Origin of the sequence: Agarivorans albus, assembly GCF_019670105.1 — a bacterium.
GTDB lineage: Bacteria > Pseudomonadota > Gammaproteobacteria > Enterobacterales > Celerinatantimonadaceae > Agarivorans > Agarivorans albus.
Window position 1 is genome coordinate 4,685,631 of sequence record NZ_AP023032.1, and the last position, 26,384, is coordinate 4,712,014.

A 26,384-nucleotide genomic window follows, 5' to 3' on the forward strand; every position below is an offset into this window, starting at 1 on the left:
ATAATTTAGTCGCTTTAGCCCAGTAAAGGCTACTTAAAACGCCAATGTGCAGGTTTAATCCCTATAATATCTGTTTTAATTTTAGTGATGCTGTTGCCCAATAAACATCCTAAAAGAATGCCATCCTTGGCAAACGCGAGAGATGAAATATTACGAAGCTGCTTAGCCGGGTTTCCGTCTAAATGTGGCCTTCCCATAACATCATCCTGAAAGGCTTGTTCAACCCACCGTAGGTGCTCATCGTCGGAGTCTTCTAACCATATTTGCTGCTCACCATTTGGACTAACTCGAATCACCCGATTACTCACAATGCTGGTTACCCACAAGTTGCCACTAATATCCATGGTTAATCCATCAGGAAAGGTCGCGGCAGAGAACTGGGTAATGACTTGTGCTTGGAGCAGCTGGTCATCTACGATTTGATACTTAATCAGCTCGCGAGAGAAGGTTGCATTTACATATAGCTCTGTCCCTTCGGGGTTTACCCAAAGCTCATTGGTGTAGCCCAAACCGTCGGCAACAATGCGAGCACCTTGCTCATCTACCAGCACAATAAAACCGTCATCGCAGCTTTTACGATAAGCATCTGCTCTAGGTTGAGTGCGAGTACTAACGGTAATCCAAATACGCCCTTGGTGATCTAGATAAACAAAATTAGTGGGAGGCAGCACCACGCCATCCACCTCCAGTAGCCAATCATAAATTGCATTGTCTCTAGTGAGTTTAAATACTCCGCCTTGTTCGGCCCCTAAATGCGCAATAAGAAAGCTGCCGTCTGCTAGCATGGCAAAGCCATTGGTTTGCAAAGGGCCAAATTCTGGGTGCGCTCCTCCCCAATAACTTTGCTCACCATTTGCTGCTATACGAGTTACACCGCCTCTAAAATCAGAAACAAATACATCGCCAAAAACATTGGTTAATACGCATTCTGGCCGAGTTAGCTGCTGGCCCAACTTAACTAAGGGCTGGTTAAATAGGTTAATTTGCGACATTAAATACTCACTCGCTTTTGTTGTTGATGAGACTGATAAATCGCATTCTCAATTTCGATATTTCGCAAATACTGCTGAGCGAGATTCTCTAGCTCGGCTCCGTGCTGATAATGCGCCACCACATGCTCAATAAGCTGATAAACACAATCTCCACCAAAATTTTTCGCTTGCCATGAGTAATCAATTTGTTGCTCGTTATTGTCGCCAAAGTTGCGCAGAAAAATATTGGCATCACCGTCTAAGCGCAAGCTAGCTTGGCTACCTTCGATCAGCATTTCTCCCATAGTGGTGCGCTTATTGTCAGCCTTATGGTCAAGTAAGCGATTGCCATCAAACACTGCTTGCAGCTGGCCTGCTAAACCAAACACAATCAGGCCTGCGTCTTCGCCTGCAATAACCGGATTACACTTACGCAAACTGGCATAAACGTTTTCCACTTCACCAAACAAGTAACGAAAGGTATCTACTAAGTGGATCGCTGTTTCGTGCACTAAAAACTTTTCCATTTGCTGAAAGTAAGGTTGGCGCTCTAAGTAAGCTTCCGGCCCTTGGCCATCGCCGGGGCGCAGATTAAATTGCACATTGAGTAGCTGACCAAGCACCTTGTCATCAAGCAACTGTTTGATTTTTCGATACCAAGGCATAAACCTAAAATTCTCGTGCACAATTAGCTTGATGCCGGCTTGTTTTGCCATAGCGGTGAGCTGTTTCGCTTGCGCCAAAGACTCGCCAAAAGGCTTTTGAATAATGGCATCTACGCCAGCTTCACAAACAATTTCTAGCTGTTGGAGGTGAGTATGTGGTGGAGTGATAATGTCTACAATATCGGGCTGAGTTTGCTCAATAAGCTGCGCTAAGTTGTCGCTTTGCTGAGCAATGCCATAACGTTGGCCAATCTCATTTGCGGCCTCTATATGGCGATTGCAATTTCCCACTACCTCAGCACCAACTACCCGCTGCCAAGCCTCATAATGAAACTGACTAAAGTAACCCGCACCCACCGCCACAACTTTAAGGTTTTTAGAACTCATGGTTAGCCTCCCACGGCTGGTTTAAATCGGCTAAACAAACGCTGGGTACAGCGCTTTACGGGACCAAATTGTGATAACAAGAAATACAAAATAAACAACACCAAAATTAAACATACTGGCCGTTGCAACATTGGCAAAAAACTACCGTCAGAGATCATCAAGGCACGGCGCAAGCTTTCATCAGCCATTCCACCTAACACCAAGCCAATCACCAATGGTGAAATGGGGAACTTATTCTCGCTCAACACAAACGCCACAATGCCCACCGGTAGCATTAAATACAGGTTGAACAAATTAAGGCCCAAGGCGTAAGAGCCCAAAATACATAACACCCCCACAACCGGTATAAACAGTGGGCTAGGGATGCTTAGAATCTTTATCACTTGTTTAGCTAGCAACATACCGTTTGCCCACATAGCAAACGAAGCCATCACCATAATGGCGGTAATCTCTAGCAAGAAACCAGGATGCTCCGCTTCAATAGTAGGGCCCGGAACCACCCCATGTAACAGCAGTGCGCCCAGTAACATCGCTGCAGGCGGGCTACCCGGAATACCCAGAGTAAGCAATGGGATCAGCGCCCCACCAATGCTGGCATTATTAGCGGTTTCAGAAGAAACCAAACCCGCTGCACTGCCTTTGCCAAACTCCTCTTGTTGCTGTTTAGTGGAGGTATTTTTTGCGGTGCTATACGAAACCCACCCAGCTATATCTTCACCTACACCAGGTACCGAGCCAATGCCAACACCAATCATTGAAGAACGAACGATATGTTTAATATTGCGCGCAATGGTGCGGAAATCTGGCAAAATTCGACCAAATTTTTCTGCTTTTCGCAGAGTTTGTTTCTCGGCTAGCACCCTAATAATTTGCGGTATAGCAAAAGCACCAATTAACACTGGCACAATCTCTAAACCGCTATCTAGCTGGCTTTGCTCAAAGGTATAACGGGGATAAAACTGCAGGGTATCGCGGCCGATGGTGGCCATAAACAAGCCAATAAATCCGGCTATCCAACCCTTAACCACCAAATCGCTGCTGGTTAAGGTGCCGCTAATTACAATGCCAAATAACGCCAGTAAGAAGAACTCCCAAGAGGTAAATTGCAAGGCAAAACTTGCGATAAGTGGCGATAACACCACCAAACAAATAAGCCCAATTACCGTACCAATTAGCGAAGCGGTAGTGGTTAAACCTAAGGCTCGTCCGCCATCACCTTTTAGCGCTAAAGGATAACCGTCCATGGCGGTTGCTGCTGCAGCAGGCGTACCTGGAATATTGATTAAAATCGCTGGGTACGAGCCACCATAAATCGCCCCTACATACATGCCCAATAGCGATATAAGCGCGGTACTAGTATCCAGGTTGTAGGTAAGTGTTGTCAGTAAGGCCACGCCCAAAGTAGCAGTTAAGCCTGGCATAGAGCCAAATAAAATGCCGAGCAAACTTGACCCAAACAATACCAACAAGTTACTTGGCCTTGTACAAAGCTCAAACAAAATTCCAAAAAAGTGTGCAAACTGGTCCATCATTATTGTTGTCCTATTTAGCCTGCAGAGGCCGCTACAAAGCTAAAATTTCATACCAAATATATTCCATTAATTTGATGACCGAGCCATATTCCACCGGCATAGGCACCTGTAATAGAAAGTTGAAAGCAAACACCAGTAACAGGGGTACAGCTAGCGCTGTTATTAGAATGTGATGGCGTTTTTGTTGACTCACAGGACTTAGCCACAGCAACAGTAAACACACTACAATCGCGATGATCGCGCCAACATCACAGGCAAGTATTAGTGGCTCATCGACCGTTGCTTCCATAGCCAACCAATAAAACTGCGGGGCAAACATCCAACGCATCGCCAATACGAATAAACTCAAGGCCAAGTTGGCTTGAATAATCACGTTTTTGAGCTTGTTGTTGTCCACATAAAATCGCAAACATAGGCTTAGCAAGAACATTACTGTCGCTAAGTAAAAATCTAATGAAGGAATGTATAAGTAGATATACAGAGACAACGCGCCAATCACATACCAGCGGTCTCGATTTACCGCCTTGCGATTATCACCTATCCAGCGGCTCAGCTTAAAAAACTCACTATGGCCTGCATTTTTAATCGCATTAATCAGCAATATGCTACTGGCAGTGCTTAACACCAACAGCAAAATAAACGGGAACAGCGCGGGCGAAACATACCAGCGACTATCTACACCGCCGAAACTACCACTCATCGGAAAAGACAAGGTTTCCCAAGCTAAATAGGCACATAGAGCCAATAATACAACCGACACCTTAAAGTCAGTTTGGCGTAAACGAGTGGCACCTTCAGGATTATTGCGATTCATTTGGTATACCTAAGAAAGTATTGAAAACCAAGTATAGTCAAATACTTAAATGTCACTACTGGTGCTCTCTTCCCTGTGGGCAAGAGAGCAATGCCAGTACAAACTTAAATTTTAGGAATACCAAATTGGCTGGGTTCAACCTTAGCCGAACCTAATTCCCACAAGGTCCACGAGAAGTTAGATTCAAGCTTAGAGAAAATATCTTTAGCCTGCGCGCCATGTGCGCCACTGAGTGAATAGAGGTTTTTATCGGCCCATTGCTTGACGGTGTCTGAGGCCATGGCCGCTTCAAACGCTTCACCTAACTTAGCTTTTACTTCTTCCGGCGCATCATCTCGCACTGCAAAACCAATGGCTTGGCTAATCGGTAAGTAGTCAGACAAGCTCGCATAACTGCTAAATGCCGAAGGAATCGTGCCTACATCAGGAATGGTAAAATCTTGCTCAACCAACATCGCTAAGGGGCGTAATTGGCCGGCGCGCAATAATGCCGCTTGCTCTGCAGCAGAGGTAACCACAACGGTGATTTCTCCAGTAGCCGCCGCAGTTTGCGAAGGAGCAGAGCCAGGGTAAGGAACAAACTTAAATGCCGCACCGGTGCCTTTTTCTAGCGCTAACAAATTAAGGTGATGAATAGAACCCGCGCCACCAGCACCCGCTTTTATAGAGCCTGGTTGCTGCTTAGCTGCATCAATTAACTCTTGCAGACTATTGTAAGGGGAGCTAGCACTCACCGAGATAAGATCAGGTGAGCCGCCAACAATAAAGGGCGACCACACATTAAAGCGCTGATCCCAACCACCATTTACCGCCGCGGTAACATTTGACTCGGATAAGCCCACTAGGTTGTAGCCATCAGCTTTCTTGCTAAACACACTGCTCATGCCAATCGAACCAGCCACCCCGCCAGTTTTATTCGTCACCTTAATGCTCACATCCAAGGCTTTGGCCATTTCAGCCATAATCATTCTGTTAATGCTGTCGGTGCCGCCGCCAGCACCCCACACCACGGTATTTGTAATGGTGCGAGATGGATAGGTTTTGGCCGCCATAACCGGCTGACTGATACTCGCCAGCACTAAGGTGGCGCTTGCCGCAAATAATGCGATTTTAGATTTATAATTAGCTTTCATGTTATGCCCTCTTCAGAATCATAGATTGTTTCTGCTTAATCGACATTCAAGGCTGATTACTACGCAGATTTGAACGTGAATTAGTTCTTTATTTTTATAAACTTAAAGTAACGCCAAACTACTAAATACTTTATTGGTGATGGCTTCTGTGCCATCGCTGCCGCCTAACTCATATGGCAGAATTTCTCCGCTGGCATAGGCCAGCTCAATGGCCTTATCGATAAACCTTCCAGCCTGTTGAATAGCGCTATTTTGGTGTTGCAAACCCAGCCAATTCAGCATCATCGCTGCCGACATAAACATCGCAGTGGGGTTGGCTTTGCCTTGACCGATAATGTCTGGGGCGCTGCCGTGACAAGGTTGAAACACCGCATGTCGCTCGCCAATATCTGCCGATGGAGCCATGCCCATACCACCCATTAGCCCAGCGCCTAAATCCGACAATATGTCGCCAAACATATTCTCGGTAACCATCACATCAAACTGCCAAGGCTGGCGCACTAACTGCAAAGCGGCAGCGTCAACATAGATATGTGAAGCCGCTAAACTAGGGTGATTGGCGGCAACCTCATCAAAAATTTGTCGCATGTAATAAAACGAGCCCAATACATTGGCTTTATCTACACAAGTCACTTCGCCCTTGTAACCTAAACCCTTGCGCTGCTTGGCTAAGCTGAAGGCAAACTCAAATAGCCGCTCACAACCTTTACGGCTAATTTTTTGGGTGTCTGTGGCAAACTCTTCCGAGCCACTACCGTTAATGCTAAAGCTTTCTCGGCTCGCAAATAGGCCTTCGGTACTCTCTCTTATCAATACAAAATCCAGCTGCTTACCGCGGGCGTCTTCCAACGGCAGCGGAATACCGGGCAAGGTTTTTACCGGGCGAACGCCAGCAAATAAATCTAAAGTTTCACGCAGTTCTAACTGGGGAGCAATTTCACGGCCATCGGGATAACGAATACTTGGCATACCCATACAAGCCAACAAAGTCGCGTCAGAATTTTTGGCGTGCTCCATGGCCTGCTCAGGAAGTGCAACGCCGTGTTGTTGGTAGTAGTTAGCACCTGCTTCAAAGCTGGTGAAGTTAAGCTTTAGCCCACCAACTTTATCAATTGCCGCCTGGATCAACGCTAAGCACGCAGGGGTAATTTCTATACCTATGCCATCGCCAGGAAACACGGTGATTTCAAATATCTGTTTGCTCATAAGCTGCATTCACTCCTTGTGAATTGGGCAAGTGAAGTTTCTGCCAATAATTAATGTATACATTAATTTGTACATAAATGTATACCGATGATTTACTTTGTCAACATTTAATTAACAAATATTTGACCAGCGAATAATGAAGCACAGCTACTGCAGCCATTAAAAAAGCCGCTAGAAGCGGCTTGGAATAACGAGCGACCCAGTGAGTCAGCTTAGATATTGGCTAAACGCAGTTTTTCTAACAGGGCGACCATGGCTTTGCCGCCTTTAATCCTATGCTCACGATGAATATCGGCTGCTTTAATTGGGTCTCGCTCGCGAATAGCCTGCACCACCTCACTATGATCTTTGGTTGAATCATGTGGCGTATCACGCAGGTGCAAGGTAACAAAGCGTACTCGGTGTGCCTGCCCCCAAAACTGCAATACCACATCTTTTAGCCGTTGGTTGTCGGTGAGATCCAATAGGGTGTGGTGAAATTCTTCATCCGCTTCGGCCCAAGCTTCTAAGTTATCCTGCTGCAGAGCCTCGGCCATCCTTGCAGTAGTTTTTTCTAAACGTTGTAATTGTTGCTCGCTTAGACCCTTGCTCGCCAAGGTGCCAATCGCTTGCGACTCTAAAGCGGTGAGAATTTCGTAGATATCACGCATATCATCAGGAGAAATAGGCTTAACCCGAATACCATGGCGCGGCTGAATCTCAATTAAACCTTCCCGCTCTAAGCGTACGCAAGCTTCCCTCACTGGGGTTCGACTAATATTCAAACGCTCTACCAATACTTTTTCTAGGTATTGAGTTCCCACTTTAAACTCATTGTTCAAAATTAACTCGCGCAAGGTTTGATAAGCCACCTGAGCGAGCGGTAGGTCTTGGCGTTTGGTAGTTACAGACATCGATTTACTCTTCCAGTAAGTGATTAGTTAGAGCCAAATTCTCTATTGATTTTGGGATTATTACACAAATTAATGTATACATTAAGTTATTCATCAATCTATACTGCGATTAGTTTTTATACTTAAGGGATTAAGCAATGGCAACAAAACCGCTACTCGGCGTTATTGCTGATGACTTCACCGGCGCCTCCGACATGGCCAGCTTTTTAGTGAAAGGTGGCATGAGCTGCATTCAAATCAATGGCTTAGCCAGTACTCACAAGCAAACCCTTAATAGTGACGCGATTGTGCTAGCCTTAAAAACCCGCACCGTAGCGGTGGAACAAGCGCTCGAGCAAAGCCTGCAGGCCTTAGAGTTTTTGCTTGAACAGGGCTGCCAATACTTCTACTTTAAATATTGCTCCACCTTTGACTCCACGGCAAAAGGTAACATTGGCCCAGTCATCGATGCCCTGTTAGCGCGACTAAACTTAGTTCAAGCCATTATTTGCCCAGCCTTACCAGCGAATGGCAGAACCGTTTATCAGGGGCATTTGTTTGTTTATCAGCAATTGCTTAGCGATAGCCCCTTAAAGGATCACCCGCTCACGCCAATGGCCGATTCGCGGGTAGCCGAGCTACTTAGGCCGCAAGTTGCCCCTGCTTATCAGCAAGCCATTGAACACCTAAGTATTGATGATTTAAATGCAAAGCAACTAAACCCAAGCCAGCAACAGGCACGTTACTTAATTTGTGACTGCATCAACCAACAACATTTATCGCAAATAGCTCAACTCATCGCCCAACAACCTGCAATGCTGCTAACTGGCGGTTCTGGCTTAGCTGAATACATGGCGCAGCTATTAACAGCGCGAGGTAACACGCTTTCCCAGCAACATCAGTGCGCGGTAAAACCCTTACCTCAACCGGTGCTGATAATTGCAGGCTCATGCTCCAAGGCAACTCGAGAACAAATTGCCGAGGCCAACGCTTTACCACAATTTTGTGTTGATCCCGTCAAGCTGGCCAAAGGTGAACTTAAGCTAAAACACATATTGGACTGGATACACCAGCAACAGGCTCCAGCAGTATTGGTTTACTCCTCGCAAGCACCAGAACAAGTAAGCCAAACTCAACAATTACTGGGCCAGCAAAACATTGCAGAGAAAATAGAGAACCTACTAGCGCAAACGGCGGTGCAATCTAAAGCCAGCAATATTGTAGTAGCAGGCGGCGAGACCTCTGGCGCAGTAGTAAGCGCCTTAAACATAAGCAGTTTTAACATAGGGCCATCCATTTGCCCGGGCGTTCCAATTATGCAGTCTAACGATCAGCGTGCTATTAGCCTTGCCTTAAAGTCTGGCAACTTTGGCGACAAACACTTCTTTAACCAAGCCTTGAGCTTAATTCAACAATTGGGAGCGCAAGCATGAACCACGCCCAGCAACTGGACCAAGCCAAACGTTGCATTATTAAGTTTGGATTGTCGATTTTTCAACGCGGGCTTACCGGCGGCGCCTCTGCCAATATGAGCATTGCCCTAGACCACGGTTTTGTTGTCACCCCTACTAATTCATGTTTTGGCTTTCTTGAATACGACGACTTATCGGTTTTGGATGCCAAAGGTGATTTAGTGAGTGGCAAGCCCGCATCTAAGGAGTTTTTGCTGCATCAATGTTTTTATCAACAACCGTCCGCCATGCGCTGCGTGCTGCACCTGCACAGCACTTACGCTACGGCAGTATCCTGCTTAAAAGGCTTAAACAAAAGTGACGCAATCCCAGCGCTTACTCCTTATTTGCGCATGCGTTTAGGTGCAATTGCTATGGTTGATTATCATCCGCCGGGGAGCTCTGACTTGGTGGATGCCCTGAAGCAGCAAGCAGCCACTTACCGTGGCGTGTTAATGGCCAATCACGGGCCAATAGTAGCCGCCGATAGCCCGGAAAAAGCGATGTATGCTATGGAAGAGCTCGAAGAAAGCTGCAAACTACAACTCTTGCTTGGCCAACAGCAAGTCAATTACTTAAGCCAACAGCAAGTCGAGTACTTACAAAACGCCTACAAGGGTAAGTTATAAATCAACCATCAGGAGATCAACCATGTACGTGATCACTGTGCTGTTCTCAATTAAACCAGCATATTTAGACAAGTTCTTGCCAGAGATGCTGGCCAATGCAGCTACCTCTTTGAAACAAGAACCAGGCTGCTTGCAGTTTGATGTGTGCCAATCAACAGAGAACACCAATCAGGTTTATCTCTACGAGGTTTACCAACACCAACAAGCCTTTGACGATCACCTAAACTCAGCGCATTTTTTGTCTTTCAGCGAAACCACCAAAAACTGGATAGAAGACAAGCAAATAAGCAGCTACATTCAGCTAAAATAAACCAAGGCTAGCACTGGGTTTAGCATAGCTTAGCAACGTAAGGCAGGCTAAGCTGTTGCTATTATTACCACTTAAGCGTTGCCAATGACCGAAAAGCTCTCGCTACAACAAGCCAGAAAACTGGTTTTACACTCTCAGTGCTTGCCATCTGCTAAAACCAAAGGCTCGGCCCTTGATGCCAGCCTAGCGGCGATAGAGCAGCTAGGTTACGTGCAAATAGACACGATATCGGTAATTCAGCGCGCTCATCACCATACTTTGTGGTGCCGCAACCTTCGCTATCAGTTAAGTCATCTCGATACCCTAATGCGTAAGCACCAAGTATTTGAATATTGGTCACATGCAGCGGCGTATTTACCGATGCGCGATTACCGCTTTAGCTTGCTACGTAAACAGGCTTTTGCCAATGGCCAACAAAAGCATTGGTATCAAAAAAACCACGGCTTAATGGATGCGGTGTTAAAGCGAATTGCCGATGAAGGCCCACTCATGGCCAAAGACTTTGAACATCAGGGAAAAAAGACTGCTGATTGGGCAAGCAAACCAGCAAAACAAGCCTTGGAATGTTTGTTTATGCAAGGCGACTTAATGGTGCCTTATCGCCATAACTTTCATAAGGTTTATCAACTTACCGAAAAAGTATTGCCAAGCAACACAGATACCCGCATTCCTAGCCAGCAAGAATACTGCAGGCACTTAATCCAGCGCTACTTAAATGCTAACGGCATTGGTCTGGTAAGCGAAATGAGCTATCTACTTAAGAACCTAAAAGGCCCCTTGAATCATTGTTTAAAAGACATGTTATTAAACGGAGAGGTCATTAAAGTAGCGGTTGCTGGGCAAACTTATTACGCGCTAGAAAACAGCTTAAACTTACTCAACAAACCGCTGGCTCGCAGCAAGCTAAAGATTTTGTCGCCCTTCGACAACCTAGTAATTCAACGTAAGCGTCTACAGCAGTTGTTTAATTTCGATTATCTTATCGAATGCTATGTGCCAAAAGCCAAGCGCCAATACGGCTATTTTTGTTTACCTATTTTGTGGGAAGGCCAACTAGTCGCAAGAATGGATTGCAAAGCCGAGCGCCAAACTCGCACCTTGCACATTTACAACTTGGTATTGGAACCAAGCCTTAAAGACATAACAAAGTTTAGCGAGGCCTTAAGCAAAGAACTTAACGTTTTTATGCAGTTTAACCAATGTGAACATTTACAAGTTCATCAAACATCTGAACGCCCACTAGCTAAAACCTTAACTCAGCATTTCACTAACGGCATGTAACAGGAGCTAAAGCACTACCATTGTTAAGTAGCCCCCGAATAGGGCTACTTACAGATTCAATTATTCTTGCTTATGCGAATCCCAATCGCCTAAAGGCCACATTTTCTTAGCCCAAATTAGGGTTCTGTTGATGCTCGCTTCGCTAACTCCCATTGCACGCAGCTGAGGAATTAAACGAAAAGTATTGCGTCCCTGGTGAGCTCCCCACTCAAATGGCCAAGGCCTGCCAGTGCCGTCGAAACACTCGTCACAAGCAGTAATATCGTTACTATCAGGTTGCTCAACCACTCTGTTTTGATTAGCTGCGGCCCACTCTTCTGCGGTGCCGTTTTCAGCATCTTCTGCTAAATCAATCAACATCGCATCAATCAGCTGTCGCCAAAGGTCAAGGCCAACGCCAGAGGGGAGTGAAGTATCACCACGTTTGTTCGACCACAAATAAAAAGGTTGAGCGGTGCGCAGATCTAAGCCAGCTTCTACCCCATATTGACCGTTTGTTTGCTGCTGACGCATTTTTATCATGCCAGCCCAATAACGAAAACTTTGTGGTTCTGGTGAAGCAGTATGTAAATCTTCAACAAAACCAATGGTGTAAATAAAGTGGCTAGGTGCTGTACGTCGATAGCCAGGATTAATAACTAGCTGTAAATGGTACCAAGCGGTACTTTCATACTCACCAACCAACTCATGTTGATAGGTGAAATTACGCGAGCGATATCCCAAAAAGTGCGGAGCCCTAAAAAACACATTTTGCCCGTCAACCACCCAACCTCTAGGTTCACTAGCATCAACACAGGTGCCTCCTGCACATATCGGGGTGGTTAATTCAGCAGAGCGCTCTTCTAGATTATTGCCATGGTTTAATTCCCATAATTTGACAGTAATCCAAGCACCTAAACCTTGTTTAGCCAACTCTACGGCCCATACTTTTTCTGGATCATAACGGGTATTTTCACAGTCATCCGGGTCTATGCCTGGTGCACTAATTGCCAAAGAATCCGCGATATAGCCATCGGCAGCCCTAAAAGAATCGCCATTACGTATGTTTTGAGTAAAACAAGTTCCCCCTCGGCCAGACCACGCCTTAAGCTTGTTAAACATATTTCCCATGGCCTGTGGGCTTAGATTGTCTTTAGCTTGCTGGTAGATGTAATCATAAAATGGCTGGTCGATAGCATTGCCTTTGTCGTCAGCTAACACCGCATCGGCGCTTAAGTCATAAGCATCAGAAGGGTGAATAAACGGCAGCCATTGATTCCAATCAGGCATTTGCAGTGCCACTGGAAGCTCGCGCATATTGAGTTGGCCAAAGCGCGAAGCCACCTCGCTCACGGCAGTATCTTCAGGGAACAAGTAAGGCTTCATATCACTGTCTTTATCAAGAACAGCGCTTAAACCAGCGCCCGCTGCCCATTCAAATACCGGGCGCTCGTCTATACCAACTCCTGGTTGGTAGGGTGGGTTCCAAGGGCGCGCATATTGAGACGTGGCAATCGGCAAACTGCGAATGTAAGCCGCTATCTGCTCGCCTTGTTTATAAGACAAGCCATGAAAAGTAGAACGTTTGATGATCGAGTAATTAGAGTAGTTAAAATAAGCTAAATCGCGTCCACTCTCCGCATGGCAGTCTGCACAAGAGGCATTGATTTGCCCATTACTACTGCCTGCTCCGGATAACTGCCCATCTAAAGAGTCAATAAACGGATCGTATAGTACCTTATTGGCACGCCACCACTGCGACCCTAAACGCACGTCATCGTCATCATTGCTAGTAACAGGAGCAGCCCAATCTTCAGGATTATCGTAAGTAAATAACGCATCATCTAATACCGATTCAGTGGCATCCTCTCCGCGCAACAAGTTGAACGCTAACACCCTAAAACCAATAGATTTTTTGTCAGCATTAACATGCTCAAAAGTAATGGTATTGCGGCCTTGAATTAAACCGGAGACAGGAAGTGTAAAACTTACTGTCCTAAAAGCACCACCTATACCCCCATAGCCAGCAGCTGGCCCTTCAAGCTCTATGTCCATGTTACCTACCACGCTGGCACTATCGCTTAGTGTGTAATGCTTAATCGAAATTAACTCTCCTCCGTTAATACGAACACCCGCTTTAGTGATTAAGGGATTAGCGTCCAGCGCATGATCATGATATCCACAAGCATGGCATTGCAGATGAAGGTGACTAATTCCCACTGCGTTCTCAAGCGCAAAAGACTTCACGACTTGAGTACCACTAGGACCAAATACTTCAAGGGGCAAGGATATTAGCTCTGGCTCTGGCTCTGGCTCCGGCTCCGGCTCTGGCTCTGGCTCTGGTTCAGGCCCTGGTTCAGGTTCAGGCTCTGGTTCAGGCCCTGGTTCAGGTTCAGGTTCTGGTTCAGGCCCTGGTTCAGGATCTGGATCTGGATCTGGATCTGGCTCTGGCTCTGGCTCTGGCTCTGGCTCTGGCTCTGGTTTAGGGCTGGGTACTGTTTCTGTATTCCCTGATTGAGAGCTTTCAGCGTTATCATCGGCGCTGCCACACGCAGACAAAAGCGAAAATAACAACAAAATCAGGCCACATTTTAGGTGATGTCGAGTTAGCATTTTATTAGATCTCATTATATTTACCGTTATCGAATCAGCTTAAATAACAAGCAACCCGAGCAGAGATCCAGTTCACATTTTATTCGGCTTAAAGTCTATCAAGCTTAGTCATTTGACTATTTGTATGCCAACAAAGTGGGAGGTGCATCACACAATATAGACCAGGCCAACCTTAAGTAAATATATGATATTTAAGTATTTTTAATGTTATTTCACATTCTGTGATGTTTCCTAAGGGTAAGCTTAAGGCCGCTTTTTACAAGCCAACGAACTAGTGTCCAATCTGCGGCTAGGGATTACGTTAGCAAGGGTAAAACAGAACTAAACCACTGATATTGGTGAGTACTATTATTAAAACCTACGATTTAAACCAGCAATAAACTGGCGACGATCGCCACCAAAACCTACATATTCAAACATGGCTGACCAATAAGCATTAAAGTTGAAGTTAGCTCCAACTAGACCCTGCCATTTATCGGTATTTTCTTGGCGAATTTTGTAGTCGATAGAGAGATCCGTGCCGGGAATTGGCTGGTTACCGTCGATGCGTAATTCACTATCCAAATAACTTACGCCGCCATATACCGCTAAGCTGCGGTCATCCTCAAATTGGAACAATTTGCCAGCCCGCGGCACAGCGCTAAACACAATACCATCGCTGTTGGTTCTGTCCATATCGGCGTAGGTAAAAGTGAGCGGCACTGCCAAAAAGTAAGAGCGCCAACCGCCGGCTAATACCGTGCCAACACTATAGCTATAGCCGTCTACGTCTACATTCACATTAAACGGCACCGTTTCTTTACCTTCTAATACGCGACAAGCAGGGTGGCTAATAATGCCGGAACAATCTATTTCTAACTGCTCCAGTAAATCATCACCGTTAAGCGCAAAATTGACGTTGGCTTCGCCGGTAATTCGGCCAAAGGTGCCAAATACATTCATAAAAGGAAATATCCAAGCATCCACTTTAATCTGTGGCGTTTGGGTGTGGTTATCATTATCGCTAAAGGCGACAAAATCGATGGGTACATTGGCACCACTGCCACCGGCACCCACTTCTAACTCATCGAGATCCATGTGCTGATAGGTATCGACATAGATAAAACTAATGCCAATAGGCAAGGGAAGATCGTAGCCCAAATCAATCACTCGCTGCCCATAAAATGGCAATACCCGGTCCCATTTTCGTGGTGAGTGCTCAGTTTGGCTGCCCGGTGATTTAGTATCGCGCATGGGTAAGGTGGTTTTGTTTAAGCCGCTATCGGTAAGTTCTTCATTGCGCGATAAATTTACCAATACCGCAGAGCCCGAAACATTAGCTCCGCTATCGTTCACCACATATGCTGGAATGTTGTGTTGGTTCACTTCTATGGTACTAGCATAAGTTTGGCCGCTTTCCCCCAAACGCCATTCGGCCGACACGCCAGTGCCCCAACCACCTTGAGTAAAGGCGTCTATACTCTGCTGATCTTCGAACAGGCCAATAATGTAATAGGAGCTTAAACCCAAGCCCACGCCTACATCGTAGCGCTCCACGTCCATATAGGTAATGCTGTCGTCTTGCTTATTGTAAAGAGCACCCAAGCCGCTGGACTTGCCTAACACTGGTACCTTAAAGCTAGATAGCTCAGAGGAGAAGTAGCCTTCGGCTTGGTCGAGTTCTTGCTGTAGGTTGGGATTTAGTGCTACCAAGCGCTCAATAGCCGTTTTGGCTTGTTGCTCAACTTGCTGTCGCACAGCCTCTCGCTCACCGCTTGGAATCACGGTTTTGCTAGAACAAGCAGCCAAGGTAAACAGGGCAAATATGCCAAGGCAAAAGCCTAGAGGATTTCTCATTACTATCCTTGTTGCGTTGAAGCTGCATCCTGCAGCCCAATTTAGTGAAGAGGCGATCTGCTAATCGCTATGAATCAACAATAAGCAATTGCTCAAATTTCTTCAATTTTAATTCGAATTACCTGCTCTTGCCCAGTTAGTTTAATTTTAGCGTCTTGGTAGCTTGGTGGGCCAAATTTCCCCTTGGGGTTGTTACTCATTCCAGTCGGCTCTTTGGGAATGCCAAACCAATTGGTATCAAGAACTCCGTTAGCATTTTTATCATGATAAACGTTTATCGCACACTCGGATGAGAGGGGGTCACTCACGCTAATGCGTAACTCACCGTTAGCCACATTTTTTACTGGCACGGTTTTACTAAAAATAGGCTGCTTTAAGTAGCTTTCACTAGAGTCCCATACTCTAAGCACTATTTGCCCTTCTGCCGAACTTACCCCCACTACATCGATATGCACATCTGCAGCAAAGACATAGCATGGCAGTGTTGCGATGAGATACGCCCAATTTTTCATACAACGCCAACCTCTAATTAACCAACACAACATGCAGGCCATGCTCGCTTAGCTCTTTTTAACTATGGCTGATTAATCCGTTTACTAAAACGCCATGTCGCCAATAGTAACAACAATGCCATCTCATATCCGCTGCTACCGCCACCACTTTCTGAACCTTGGCTAGGCTGTTCTGGGTCTGGGTCTGGGTCTGGGTCTGGGTCTACAGTTTGGTCCTTAATGGTTACAACAACTGTATTATTTTCACCTAACAGTGCGTTGCTAGGTGCTTGCAAAGTTATCACCAAGGTTTCATCACCCTCAAGCAATGCATCGGCAAGAGCCTGCACCTTTAACAAACCTTCGGTTCCAGCATTAATCGTGATATCACCAGCGCTTAGCTTATGATCGTTACTATCGGCAGTACCGCTTAGTTGATAGGGAATAATTACCGGATAGGTAGCTGCGGCCGTAGATAAATTAAGCCTAAGCGTTATTTCTTGGCCTTCGTTAAGCTCAACATTTGAAACAGCAAAGTTAACTAAAGGCAGGCTCACTTCGGGATCAAGGCAATCTTCTCCAGGCAGGCCGTAACAGCCATTACCTGTAGGACCCAGCTTACGATCCCAATCAATACCCGCCACCCAATTGGCATTGTCGCCGCCACGTTCGTAAGCACCTACATCGGGTTTACCATCTAATACATCGTCGGTAATGCCGGATATCACCCTGCCCACATCGATGGGGCTAGCGTTAGCTTTAAGGCGAAAGTCTCCATTTTCATAATCCTCAAACGGCGAGTCAGCCACCGTTAGGTTATTTTGTTTATCCGATTGCGGCTCCCACGAGCTTTTATCCGACAAGTTGTTCCATACATTTACATTAGAAAACTCTGTTCCCTCTTTATGCCACGCGCCCATGGTGGCACTGCCGTTCCATAAAGTATTGTTGTAAATGTTAATGTCGGTGCCATTCCAGTTAATTTGAATATTCGACCACTCGGTATTCCAAATTACGTTGTGGTGAACCTCAAAACCGGCCGCATCGTTATCTAAATAAATACCCGCCGCTTTGCTTTTACTACCCGATGAATAAGCATCATGCAGCCAGTTATGGTGAATTTCGCTGTTGCTTGGGCCACCCACGGTGTAAAACAAGCCACAATCATCGGCAATCAAGTTACTGCGCGACACATCGTTATAGGCATACTCAGCATTGTTATTAAAAGCTTGAATCGCATCGCGCCCAGCGCGAGTAATGGTATTGTTAAGTACCTTAGTATTGTTACCACCACGGGCATTGATAATCGCGTCGTAGTTACCCAAGTAATTAAAATCATGAATGTAAGAGTTAATAATTTGGGTATTTTCAGCCGAATCATAAATGCCAGTGCCCGAGCCAAAACCAATTTCACTTTTTTCGATAACATTGTTTAGCGAGTTATATTTACCCCAATCGCTACGAATATTAATACTCTGATTATTCGAAGAAAATCCACTAACCACACCCAAGGTATAGTTACCGTACAAACTGGTTACACCGTAAATATGGTTATTGGATGCACCATTAGTAATCTCGATAGACCCACCAAACACCGCCAAGTTTTTAATATGAATGTAACTGCGTGCAGATAAATCGATGGTTTGTTCACGTTTGCGCATCTGTACTTGGTTATCGCTAGGCATTACGCCATTGGGTAGCTGCACATATAGCTTTTTAGTGTCAGCATCAAAGTACCATTCGTTTTGGTAATCTAAGGCTTGTTTAATCCCCTGCAGAAAAAAGTCGCCACCGTCGGCAGGGGCATGAAAAGTGCGGATCCAAGTAGGGTTTTTATCCAGTTCAAAACTCACTTGGGTAGGAGTGCTACTGGTAATAAATGCGCGCCACGTTGTCCAACCAGAGCCCGGCTTATCTCCGTAAAAATACAGCGAACCGCCTTTCGACCAATCTGCATCGGGGATGCCCGGTGCGTAATCTAGATAGGCGTTATTGGCAACATCGCTGCCGCTACCACCGGTATTTCTTAAAGAGTTTTGGGTAAAAGGGTCACCATCCACATTATTTGGCCAACGCGCCAAATCCATTGCAGTGTTGCCTTGCATAACAAAATTGGACTGGCCTAAATCCCAGCCAACGTCGGCAACGTAAATATTTTCAGCGTCTAGTGACCAACCATTCACCGCTTCCATGGCGGTAATAATCACTTTCTCATCTTGGTAAGGCTGAAATACAATCGGCTGATCAACAGTGCCAGAATGGCTAGGGCGTAATACTTCGTGGTAACTACCTGCTCTAATGTTTACCACGTCACCCGCTTGCGCCAGCTCAGCGGCTTTAGCAAGCGTTAAAAAAGGGCTGGCCAAGGTGCCCGCGTTAGCGTCGTTGCCGTTAGTAGCAACATAATAATTAGCTGCACTAAGTGGAAAACACACAGCTAATAACGCCACTAACATCCCTGTTTTTGATAAGTTCCTTTGCACCACGCGCTCTCATTATTATTACTTTTAATATTAGTGAGCGGAACTCTATACTAATTAAGACAAACGATCAATTTATTATAAAACAAAGACTTAAATTGTATTATATATATTTAGAAAGGGCCGAGAGCGTCATATTGAGAACAACTGTTAGATTGAGTTTAGGTAAAGCCAGGGGGTTAATAAGCAGGTGTTGCAAGCCATTAAACTTGGCTAAGGAAACGCAGCTTGAGATAAAGCGAAATTGGCTCCCTCACCAAACGATGTAAAGTAACTCAGATCCTTATTATTTATTCCTTTTGTTCAGAACTAGCAGCAGAACTCACCCCACCATAAACATCAATGGTTAAGCCACGCTCTTTTTCATAGTTTTTTGGCGTAAAGCCTAACTGCTTTTTGAGATGTCGAATCAAATGAGGCTGATCGCTAAAGCCAAACCTAAACGCGATATCTACCCAATCTAGCTCTGCTGATTCACGCTGGTATACATACTCCAACATCGCCTCCAAGCGATTCATCGATTGGCATTGTTTAAGCGTTAGCCCGGTTACCCGCTGAAAACTTCTCTCCAAGGTTCGCTGCGAGCAGTAAAGTTGCTCACCTAGATCTGAAATTGCGCTTTTGTCCAGATATTGCAGGGCTTTACGGGTAATTTTACTGTGCTGATCCTCATTGCCCTCTGCTAACCATGACACAAGCAGAGAATCTAAGTGTTTACCGCACCGTTCTGCATTATCTCGCGCCAATGCAATCAATGCGTTCTCATCTAAACCTAGCAGTTTGAATAAACTTGAACCTTTAACAGGCTCTACCTTATCAAGTGCCAACGGATGAGCAGTGAAATGAGGCACACTATATAGCGCACCAACATGAAACTTTACTCCAAGGTGAACAAAGGGTTTTGAGTGATCTAACGCCAAGGTTTGTTGGTGTGGATACAAGCAATGACTGCCTTCACCCACAGCGATACCTGGGTTTAGATCGTAATGATACGTTTGGCTCGGCGGGGAAATGATTAAATGCGCCGAAGGATCTGGATTCAGTTTAGGATACTGGTAAGCAGTAGAGTCTGGCGTTTTTTCGATTAACCAATAGCATTCAACATATTTAGCAACAATTAACGACTGTGGTGGCTGTAACCAATGAATCATGCCGCTCTCCGCCTATTTTAAGGGACTCACCACAATATAAGCTTGGTAGCCACACATCACAAATACCCTTACTAACTACCTGCAAGGGTTTGTTGGTTTACTGTTGGTCAAACTCAATTTGAATAATACGGTTTAGCGGTGTTAAGCCTGCCCGTTTAATTGCTTTTTGTGCCCCAGTATTAACACGTTCGGTGGAGCACATAGGGCTTAAACCGCGCTCATTAGCAAGCGTAACCAAGCTGCTAAGTACTTGGGTAGCAATACCTTTTCCACGCTGAGATTGAGCAACAATCATACCTAGGTCAGCGTAATCAGTTTGGTATTCATCAAACAAACGACACTCACCCGTTGCCAGTAACTCGCCTTCAAGCCAGTAACCAAACAGCTCATTACGCTTGATTAGATTGCCAAAGTATCCGCTCAACCACTGCTCTGGTGCACCTATATTGCTTGCTGCAAATTCAACAAACTGATCAAGTTGCTCTGGCTGCGCCAATGTGAGCTTAAGCGCGCTCTGATTACTCCTGGAGCCTCGCTGTACTTGCTGATACATCAGCGCATTCACGGTAAATGCCGACGAGTTGTCAAAGCAAAGCGACAAGTATTGAGGCTCTGCAGTACTCACAAATGCGCCTTTTACTTCACCAATTACTGCACTATTTTGCTCTGCAATTAAGGTAAATAGTTCTTTAGCATCGCTGTTAGCGTTTGGCGCTAAATAGAACTGCAGCATATAGCCTTCGCCATTAATGCAACAGTAGCCTACTAATGCCTCATGCTCATAAAACCCAAAATGAGCAGCCATAGGCGCAAAGCCAAAGTGCCACATACCATCGAGCGGAGCCGTTGATTGAGCAAAATAATCTTGCTTTAGTTTGCTAAGTTGTTGTTGGTTTTCAACTGGTTTAATTTCTAACATCGTTTTTGCCTAACGTCTGCTGATATACATGAAAGCCGTAATCCATTTCCTAAGAAATGTCTCGCTTTCGGATGCCACAAATATTAGTCATTACGGCAGAGTTAAGATTGAAAAAAAACGACAGTTTCATGGCCAGTTACCTACCTTAGGCACGAATGGACATTGGAAAAGGAACGGATCATAAGCCAGAGCAGCTTGCTGCTAATTAAAATAACTCTGACCTCCTTTATTCAAACCGTGAACGAAGCGAAACCAGCCCGTGTTGCAGGTTCGCTCCTAAATGCTTGGTTATGTGTTTACTCTAACACCTGATAATGCCGCTCAACATTTACTGTCATCTTTCCCCAGTGAGATGCTTTCACTCTGGCTTGATGGTACTCAAATGCAGACTTATCTCGAAACTCTTCGTAAACATCAAAGCGAAGTGGATTTTCCAAGCTTTCAGTAACATCAAACCTAATACAACCAGGCTCTTCCAAGCTAAGGCGCTTGTGATTAACCAACTCACTTTTAACGATGTCAAGCTCCGATTCAGGAACGATGATGAAGCCTTTCAATGTTACTTTTGGCATAAATTCCTTATTACGCAACAACCACTACTCACGTTAATGACAACCACGCTAACTCGCTCGAAACGCTCAAACTTGATTGTTCACCGCATACAAAAAAGCCCTGCTAGCATTAACATAGCGGGGCTTTTTTAAGCTTAGTTTAAGTAGCTTTACTCAACCGTTACCGATTTAGCTAAGTTTCTAGGCTGGTCTACGTCGGTGCCTTTAATCAGGGCTACGTGGTAAGACAACAACTGCATTGGCAAGGTGTACACAATAGGCGCAATTAGCTCATCGACATGTGGAACATTAATCACGCGCATGGTTTCGTCGCTTTCAAACTTAGCGTCTTTATCAGCAAATACATACAAGATACCGCCACGAGCACGTACTTCTTCTACGTTTGATTTAAGCTTTTCTAACAGCTCGTTGTTAGGTGCAACCACAATAATTGGCATTTCTGCATCAATTAGCGCGAGTGGGCCATGCTTTAACTCCCCCGCAGCGTAAGCTTCGGCGTGAATGTAAGAAATCTCTTTCAGCTTAAGCGCACCTTCCATGGCAATTGGGTATTGAGTACCGCGACCAAGGAATAAGCTGTGGTGCTTATCGGCAAAATCTTCGGCTAGCTCTTCAATAGCGCCGTCTAGCGTCAAAGCTTGTTCAATTTTGGCAGGTAGCGATTGTAGTGCACCCACAATGCGCGCTTCCAAGTCTGCTGATACATCTTTATTACGACCAATCGCCGCAACCAGCATTAATAAACCAGCAAGCTGAACCGTGAAAGCTTTAGTTGAAGCAACGCCAATTTCGGTGCCGGCTTTCATCAAGTAAGCCATGTCTGATTCACGCACTAAAGATGAACCATCAACATTACAAATGGTTAAGCTTGAGGTGTAGCCTTGTTCTTTAGCTAAGCGCAATGCTGCCAGCGTATCGGCCGTTTCACCACTTTGCGAAAGGGTAACCAGCAAGCTGTTTTTAGGCGTAAATGACCTGCGGTAACGAAACTCTGAGGCAATCTCTACGTTACATGGAATACCGGCCAATTCTTCAAACCAGTAGCGCGCTACCATGCCTGAGTTGTAAGAAGTACCACAAGCAATAATTTGCACATGCTCAATGGTAGGTAGAATCTCAGCGGCTTTAGGACCAAAAGCACTGTCTAGCACTTTGCCGGCTTGTAAGCGACCTTCTAAAGTACGTTGAATCGCAATTGGTTGCTCGTAAGTTTCTTTTAACATGTAGTGGCGATATTGGCCTTTGTCACCGGCATCATGTGATGCAGTAGACTCACTAATTTCGCGCTCTACCGGCTCGCCATTCTCATCAAAAATACTTACGCCTTGGCGAGTAACTTCGGCTACGTCACCTTCTTCTAAGAAGGCAAAACGGCGAGTTACCGGTAGTAATGCTAATTGGTCAGACGCAATGAAGTTTTCGCCAACACCATAACCAATAACCAGTGGGCTGCCAGAGCGTGCTACCACTAAACGGCTTGGGTCGCGTTTATCGGCAATCACCATGCCGTAGGCACCTTCTAACTCGGCCACTGCCGATTGCACCGCTTCTACCAAACTTTGGTGATGTTTAATCTTGTGTTCAACCAAGTGAACAATCACTTCGGTGTCGGTATCAGAGGCAAAGGTGTAGCCTTTGGCAATAAGCTGCTCACGAAGTTCGGCGTGATTTTCGATGATACCATTGTGCACAACAGCAATGGTTTCACATGAAACATGTGGGTGAGCGTTACGCTCACTAGGCTCGCCGTGGGTGGCCCAACGGGTATGCGCAATACCGGTGCCGCCAAGTACAGGGTTGCCTTCTAAGGCGTCGGCGAGTTCTTGTACTTTACCTAAACGGCGCACTCGGCTTAATTCGCCATCGGCAGTGATGGTTGCTACACCCGATGAGTCGTAACCACGGTATTCTAGGCGGCGTAGTCCCTCAACCAAAATATCTGCTACATCACGCTGAGCTACCGCTCCTACAATTCCACACATAGTTATTTCCTTGTCGATAAAGTTATTGGGCTATTACCACATTAACGCCCTGAGCACGGATTTGCTCAGCCACGCTAGGCTCTAGCTGATTGTCTGTTACTAAAGTTGAGATCTTCGACCATGCCAACTCTAGGTTATGAATTTTTCTGCCAATTTTATTGGACTCGGCCAGTACCACGACTTCGCGGGCGACCTCGGCCATTACTTGGCTTAAACCGACTAATTCATTAAAGGTAGTCGATCCTCGCGCTACATCGATGCCATCTGCGCCAATAAACAATTGGTCGAAGTCGTAAGCACGTAATACTTGCTCGGCCACTTGGCCCTGAAACGCTTCTGAATGAGTGTCCCAGGTGCCACCGGTCATCAAAAGTGTCGGCTCGTTTTCTAATTCTCGTAAGGCGCCAGCAATGCTCAAAGAATTCGTCATTACCACCAAACCTTCTTTTTCTGAAAGCTCTGGCAGTAGCGCAGCGGTAGTGCTGCCACTATCGATAATTATTCTATTATGATCACGAATTAAGTCTGCAGCAGACTGGGCAATCGCCTGTTTTTGCTTGGATACTTGCTCGTCGTGCGGTTCGTTTATCAATTCTTTAGGAATAGGCACTGCACCGCCATAACGTCTTAGTAACAAGCCGTTAGCTTCTAGACTAGCTAAATCCTTTCGAATCGTAACTTCTGAGGTTTCAAAAGCGTGAGCAAGTTCATCAACCTTCACTTCGCCGAGGTCGGCGAGGCGATCTAAGATAAGGCGACGGCGCTGCTGAGTGTTTCGTTTGATCATAATGCCATTAGCTAAGTTTCGAATCGAAACTTATTATAGTTAAGCGAAACTTAAGATCAAGCCGAGTTGTTAAAAAATTACTCTTTGCTTTGTTTGGCCGGTGGCGCAAACAATAAACGCCAGCGTTGAGCGATGCTTAAGCCCGGCGCACTGGCTTGGATAAACATGCAGCGCCACTCGCTAAAAGTAACTACGATGGGGTTAAAACTGTTCACTGGCTGTGTAATGCCGTAGTCAACGGTTTCAAGTTCTGGTTCAAAACTGCCAAACAGCCTGTCCCAGATAATTAGTACTCCCGCATAGTTTTTATCAATATATTGCGGGTTGCGCCCATGGTGTACGCGGTGATGAGATGGAGTGTTAAATATCCACTCCAAAGGGCCCAACTTCTTAACTGCTTGAGTATGTACAAAAAACTGCAAACCCAAGTTAAGCAGTACAATAAACACCACCCAATGCGGCGCAAACCCAATAATTACCAGCGGTAACCAAAATAGCCACATTCCCGCTAGTGGGTACATTAAGCTTTGGCGAAAGGCGGTGCTAAAATTCATATTCTCGGAACTATGGTGAACCACATGAGCCGCCCACATCCAACGTACTCGATGGCTAGCGCGGTGAAACCAGTAATAACAAAAATCTTGAGCGATAAATAAGCCAACAAAACTTAGCGCTGTCATATTTATATCGAACAGCCGCCAGCCAAACAGGCTTAAGTAAATTTGGCTCACTAGCAAACCCATTAAAATATCACTGAGCTGATGCATGCCCGCTAACACCAGATTACACAACAGCTCTATAGGCTGATACTGAGCAGAACGAGGTAGTTTTTGGCGCACATTTCCCCAATACCACTCTAGCCCCATACACAATAAAAACAGCGGTGCTAAAGCCATTAACAAGTATTCGGGATGAGCGATTAACATAGCAAAATCCATTTACTTTCCTTATATCGCTACCAACGAGCAAAGTGATCTTCGGTTAAGCCTAATACGTCTTGTAGTTGGTGTGTTTGGCCATGTTGGCATACTAGTGTGCCGCTAAAATGCCCCATATATTGCCGAAAGTTGCTCTTAAGCAACCACAGGTTTAAACGTTCTTGGCGGCAATTTAAGGGAGTAAACCTAAGATTTACTCGACCGTCGGCTGAGTAAATGTGCCAAGGCTGATGTGGCTTGCTAGTTTCACTTGCTAGGCTGCGTTTAAAGCTAAAATGCACCGGGCCAAGCAAATGCTTCTCTCCATCAATCCATAAGGCATTTTCATTACAGCCGGTTTCGTTTACCCCTGCGGCGAGGTTTAAGCCAATGCAGGTCTGATTTAAACGAGTAGAAAAACTTGCCCAGCGCCAAGAGGTTTCTCGGCGCATATAGCCCGCCGAGAAATCATAAGCGCCTAAGGCTGTCGCCAAATTCTGTGTTTTACCGTTTACCAACAAATGGCCAGCCACCGGCAAAGCATTTTGCTTTTGGGTATAAGTCCAACCGGAATAGCCAGTAGGGCCGCACATGGCCATGCATTGTTGCTGATTGGCTGGAGTTATTGTTAACTCGGCTTCTAAAAACGGTGTGTTGGCTCGGATGTGCCATTGCCCTTCAACTATTTGAATCTGTAGTGAATGTTTGCCTTTTAGATAAGCCAAACTATTTACCGGACTTGGCTGGGTGCCGTAACCCATGCCACAAGGCTTAAGCCAGGTGTGCTCTTGCAAGGTTTGGCTAGGGATATGAAACACGTAACAAAAGCCACTGCCTAGATAGCGAATATCTGCCAAGGCAAAGCCCAAAATGTATTCATCGCAATTAATGCTCACAAACTGAAACTGCTTGTAATGAAAATGCTTTGCCCAAAGCGACGCAGGTTTGTCCATCACATTGGTATATACAAAATTTGCCAAACCCAACTGGCTAACCGGACCGTTAAAGTGACCAAAGCTAAGTTCTCCATTCGCCGCGATTAAGCTACTAGGAGCTGAAATAAGTTGTTGGGAGTTTTGCATTTACCAAACCTTTAACGGTTACATTTTATTAACATTTATTAGCTAAGCAGAGTTTGAGTAAATATTCTAAAATGGAGTGATTGCTTTGTGAGCCAGCTTGCAAGAAAACAGCTGATACCGAGAAAATGTCGTGATAAGCCTCTAAGCAGAAGCCCAAACTCAGAATATCGATTCGAAAAACCAATAAAAGCTAGCTAAAAACACCTAAAAATGTGATTTTGAAAACACTTTCAACCATTAACGTGATGCAGATCACTTAATTTTTGTGGATTAAATCACCTTTTGTATTCACAATCTCGGCAACTTTCAAACCATCTGGTTAGA

General features: G+C 45.4%; 22 protein-coding genes. 4 read left to right on the forward strand and 18 right to left on the reverse strand.

All coding sequences use genetic code 11. The features are described 5' to 3' along the window. Window positions 1–29: 29 nt before the first annotated feature. The 7 genes from K5620_RS21190 to K5620_RS21220 form a co-directional block, all read right to left on the reverse strand. On the reverse strand, window positions 30–992 hold the full coding sequence (locus K5620_RS21190) for an SMP-30/gluconolactonase/LRE family protein (RefSeq protein ID WP_016400173.1): 963 nt from the start codon (window positions 990–992) through the stop codon (window positions 30–32). Continuing rightward, window positions 992–2,023 carry a Gfo/Idh/MocA family protein gene (locus tag K5620_RS21195; RefSeq protein WP_016400174.1) on the reverse strand — a complete coding sequence of 344 codons (1,032 nt, stop codon included), beginning with the start codon at window positions 2,021–2,023 and terminating at the stop codon, window positions 992–994. Before K5620_RS21195 ends, K5620_RS21190 begins: the two co-directional genes overlap by 1 nt. A gap of 2 nt (window positions 2,024–2,025) precedes the next feature. Then, a complete protein-coding gene (locus K5620_RS21200) occupies window positions 2,026–3,555 on the reverse strand; it encodes a tripartite tricarboxylate transporter permease (RefSeq protein ID WP_215426324.1) in 1,530 nt (509 codons plus the stop codon). Between the two features lie 31 nt (window positions 3,556–3,586). Beyond that, window positions 3,587–4,369: a tripartite tricarboxylate transporter TctB family protein gene (locus tag K5620_RS21205; RefSeq protein ID WP_016400176.1), complete on the reverse strand. Its 783-nt coding sequence runs from the start codon at window positions 4,367–4,369 to the stop codon at window positions 3,587–3,589. A gap of 104 nt (window positions 4,370–4,473) precedes the next feature. Next, window positions 4,474–5,502, reverse strand: a complete 1,029-nt coding sequence (locus K5620_RS21210; RefSeq protein WP_016400177.1) for a Bug family tripartite tricarboxylate transporter substrate binding protein — start codon at window positions 5,500–5,502, stop codon at window positions 4,474–4,476. Between the two features lie 102 nt (window positions 5,503–5,604). After that, window positions 5,605–6,708 carry an isocitrate/isopropylmalate dehydrogenase family protein gene (locus K5620_RS21215; RefSeq protein ID WP_215426325.1) on the reverse strand — a complete coding sequence of 368 codons (1,104 nt, stop codon included), beginning with the start codon at window positions 6,706–6,708 and terminating at the stop codon, window positions 5,605–5,607. A gap of 212 nt (window positions 6,709–6,920) precedes the next feature. Next, entirely contained in the window at window positions 6,921–7,601 is a 681-nt protein-coding gene (locus K5620_RS21220) for a GntR family transcriptional regulator (protein ID WP_016400179.1), read from the reverse strand. A 137-nt stretch (window positions 7,602–7,738) separates the two neighbouring features. On the opposite strand from K5620_RS21220, the gene otnK reads away from it, so the two are divergent. From otnK to K5620_RS21240, 4 genes are all read left to right on the forward strand, one after another. Further along, the gene (gene otnK, locus K5620_RS21225; RefSeq protein WP_016400180.1) at window positions 7,739–9,013 is read left to right on the forward strand and encodes a 3-oxo-tetronate kinase; all 1,275 of its coding nucleotides are present in this window, start codon (window positions 7,739–7,741) and stop codon (window positions 9,011–9,013) included. Further along, the gene (locus K5620_RS21230; protein WP_016400181.1) at window positions 9,010–9,660 is read left to right on the forward strand and encodes a class II aldolase/adducin family protein; all 651 of its coding nucleotides are present in this window, start codon (window positions 9,010–9,012) and stop codon (window positions 9,658–9,660) included. The genes otnK and K5620_RS21230 overlap by 4 nt, the downstream gene beginning before the upstream one ends. Window positions 9,661–9,682: 22 nt before the next feature. Next, window positions 9,683–9,970, forward strand: coding sequence for a putative quinol monooxygenase (locus tag K5620_RS21235; RefSeq protein WP_016400182.1), 288 nt, complete (start codon window positions 9,683–9,685; stop codon window positions 9,968–9,970). A gap of 84 nt (window positions 9,971–10,054) precedes the next feature. Further along, window positions 10,055–11,251: a winged helix-turn-helix domain-containing protein gene (locus K5620_RS21240; RefSeq protein ID WP_016400183.1), complete on the forward strand. Its 1,197-nt coding sequence runs from the start codon at window positions 10,055–10,057 to the stop codon at window positions 11,249–11,251. Between the two features lie 60 nt (window positions 11,252–11,311). Here K5620_RS21240 and K5620_RS21245 read toward each other — a convergent pair whose 3' ends face one another. The 11 genes from K5620_RS21245 to K5620_RS21295 form a co-directional block, all read right to left on the reverse strand. Then, window positions 11,312–13,858, reverse strand: coding sequence for a hypothetical protein (locus tag K5620_RS21245; protein WP_040306749.1), 2,547 nt, complete (start codon window positions 13,856–13,858; stop codon window positions 11,312–11,314). 336 nt (window positions 13,859–14,194) lie between these two features. Further along, the gene (locus K5620_RS21250) at window positions 14,195–15,679 is read right to left on the reverse strand and encodes a porin family protein (protein WP_016400185.1); all 1,485 of its coding nucleotides are present in this window, start codon (window positions 15,677–15,679) and stop codon (window positions 14,195–14,197) included. Between the two features lie 92 nt (window positions 15,680–15,771). After that, entirely contained in the window at window positions 15,772–16,191 is a 420-nt protein-coding gene (locus K5620_RS21255; RefSeq protein WP_221077430.1) for a DUF2141 domain-containing protein, read from the reverse strand. 62 nt (window positions 16,192–16,253) lie between these two features. Continuing rightward, complete coding sequence (locus tag K5620_RS21260) at window positions 16,254–18,626, reverse strand: right-handed parallel beta-helix repeat-containing protein (protein WP_040306754.1); 2,373 nt, start codon at window positions 18,624–18,626, stop codon at window positions 16,254–16,256. Between the two features lie 314 nt (window positions 18,627–18,940). After that, window positions 18,941–19,801, reverse strand: a complete 861-nt coding sequence (locus K5620_RS21265) for a helix-turn-helix domain-containing protein (protein ID WP_016400189.1) — start codon at window positions 19,799–19,801, stop codon at window positions 18,941–18,943. A 97-nt stretch (window positions 19,802–19,898) separates the two neighbouring features. Next, window positions 19,899–20,720, reverse strand: coding sequence for a GNAT family N-acetyltransferase (locus K5620_RS21270; RefSeq protein ID WP_016400190.1), 822 nt, complete (start codon window positions 20,718–20,720; stop codon window positions 19,899–19,901). Between the two features lie 296 nt (window positions 20,721–21,016). Then, window positions 21,017–21,292 carry a putative quinol monooxygenase gene (locus tag K5620_RS21275; protein ID WP_016400191.1) on the reverse strand — a complete coding sequence of 92 codons (276 nt, stop codon included), beginning with the start codon at window positions 21,290–21,292 and terminating at the stop codon, window positions 21,017–21,019. Window positions 21,293–21,441: 149 nt separating this feature from the next. After that, window positions 21,442–23,274, reverse strand: coding sequence for a glutamine--fructose-6-phosphate transaminase (isomerizing) (gene glmS / locus K5620_RS21280; protein WP_016400192.1), 1,833 nt, complete (start codon window positions 23,272–23,274; stop codon window positions 21,442–21,444). A 22-nt stretch (window positions 23,275–23,296) separates the two neighbouring features. Further along, window positions 23,297–24,061, reverse strand: a complete 765-nt coding sequence (locus tag K5620_RS21285) for a DeoR/GlpR family DNA-binding transcription regulator (RefSeq protein ID WP_016400193.1) — start codon at window positions 24,059–24,061, stop codon at window positions 23,297–23,299. A 77-nt stretch (window positions 24,062–24,138) separates the two neighbouring features. After that, complete coding sequence (locus K5620_RS21290; protein WP_016400194.1) at window positions 24,139–24,999, reverse strand: sterol desaturase family protein; 861 nt, start codon at window positions 24,997–24,999, stop codon at window positions 24,139–24,141. A 17-nt stretch (window positions 25,000–25,016) separates the two neighbouring features. Beyond that, the gene (locus tag K5620_RS21295; RefSeq protein ID WP_016400195.1) at window positions 25,017–26,060 is read right to left on the reverse strand and encodes a DUF2804 domain-containing protein; all 1,044 of its coding nucleotides are present in this window, start codon (window positions 26,058–26,060) and stop codon (window positions 25,017–25,019) included. Between the last annotated feature and the right edge of the window lie 324 nt (window positions 26,061–26,384).

What these genes read in the sequence shown, in the direction of transcription:
- K5620_RS21190 (WP_016400173.1), bottom strand. Translation starts at nt 992, where the DNA reads ATGTCGCAAATTAACCTATTTAACCAGCCCTTAGTTAAGTTGGGCCAG.
- K5620_RS21195 (WP_016400174.1), bottom strand. Translation starts at nt 2,023, where the DNA reads ATGAGTTCTAAAAACCTTAAAGTTGTGGCGGTGGGTGCGGGTTACTTT.
- K5620_RS21200 (WP_215426324.1), bottom strand. Translation starts at nt 3,555, where the DNA reads ATGATGGACCAGTTTGCACACTTTTTTGGAATTTTGTTTGAGCTTTGT.
- K5620_RS21205 (WP_016400176.1), bottom strand. Translation starts at nt 4,369, where the DNA reads ATGAATCGCAATAATCCTGAAGGTGCCACTCGTTTACGCCAAACTGAC.
- K5620_RS21210 (WP_016400177.1), bottom strand. Translation starts at nt 5,502, where the DNA reads ATGAAAGCTAATTATAAATCTAAAATCGCATTATTTGCGGCAAGCGCC.
- K5620_RS21215 (WP_215426325.1), bottom strand. Translation starts at nt 6,708, where the DNA reads ATGAGCAAACAGATATTTGAAATCACCGTGTTTCCTGGCGATGGCATA.
- K5620_RS21220 (WP_016400179.1), bottom strand. Translation starts at nt 7,601, where the DNA reads ATGTCTGTAACTACCAAACGCCAAGACCTACCGCTCGCTCAGGTGGCT.
- otnK (WP_016400180.1), top strand. Translation starts at nt 7,739, where the DNA reads ATGGCAACAAAACCGCTACTCGGCGTTATTGCTGATGACTTCACCGGC.
- K5620_RS21230 (WP_016400181.1), top strand. Translation starts at nt 9,010, where the DNA reads ATGAACCACGCCCAGCAACTGGACCAAGCCAAACGTTGCATTATTAAG.
- K5620_RS21235 (WP_016400182.1), top strand. Translation starts at nt 9,683, where the DNA reads ATGTACGTGATCACTGTGCTGTTCTCAATTAAACCAGCATATTTAGAC.
- K5620_RS21240 (WP_016400183.1), top strand. Translation starts at nt 10,055, where the DNA reads ATGACCGAAAAGCTCTCGCTACAACAAGCCAGAAAACTGGTTTTACAC.
- K5620_RS21245 (WP_040306749.1), bottom strand. Translation starts at nt 13,858, where the DNA reads ATGAGATCTAATAAAATGCTAACTCGACATCACCTAAAATGTGGCCTG.
- K5620_RS21250 (WP_016400185.1), bottom strand. Translation starts at nt 15,679, where the DNA reads ATGAGAAATCCTCTAGGCTTTTGCCTTGGCATATTTGCCCTGTTTACC.
- K5620_RS21255 (WP_221077430.1), bottom strand. Translation starts at nt 16,191, where the DNA reads ATGAAAAATTGGGCGTATCTCATCGCAACACTGCCATGCTATGTCTTT.
- K5620_RS21260 (WP_040306754.1), bottom strand. Translation starts at nt 18,626, where the DNA reads ATGTTAGTGGCGTTATTAGCTGTGTGTTTTCCACTTAGTGCAGCTAAT.
- K5620_RS21265 (WP_016400189.1), bottom strand. Translation starts at nt 19,801, where the DNA reads ATGATTCATTGGTTACAGCCACCACAGTCGTTAATTGTTGCTAAATAT.
- K5620_RS21270 (WP_016400190.1), bottom strand. Translation starts at nt 20,720, where the DNA reads ATGTTAGAAATTAAACCAGTTGAAAACCAACAACAACTTAGCAAACTA.
- K5620_RS21275 (WP_016400191.1), bottom strand. Translation starts at nt 21,292, where the DNA reads ATGCCAAAAGTAACATTGAAAGGCTTCATCATCGTTCCTGAATCGGAG.
- glmS (WP_016400192.1), bottom strand. Translation starts at nt 23,274, where the DNA reads ATGTGTGGAATTGTAGGAGCGGTAGCTCAGCGTGATGTAGCAGATATT.
- K5620_RS21285 (WP_016400193.1), bottom strand. Translation starts at nt 24,061, where the DNA reads ATGATCAAACGAAACACTCAGCAGCGCCGTCGCCTTATCTTAGATCGC.
- K5620_RS21290 (WP_016400194.1), bottom strand. Translation starts at nt 24,999, where the DNA reads ATGGATTTTGCTATGTTAATCGCTCATCCCGAATACTTGTTAATGGCT.
- K5620_RS21295 (WP_016400195.1), bottom strand. Translation starts at nt 26,060, where the DNA reads ATGCAAAACTCCCAACAACTTATTTCAGCTCCTAGTAGCTTAATCGCG.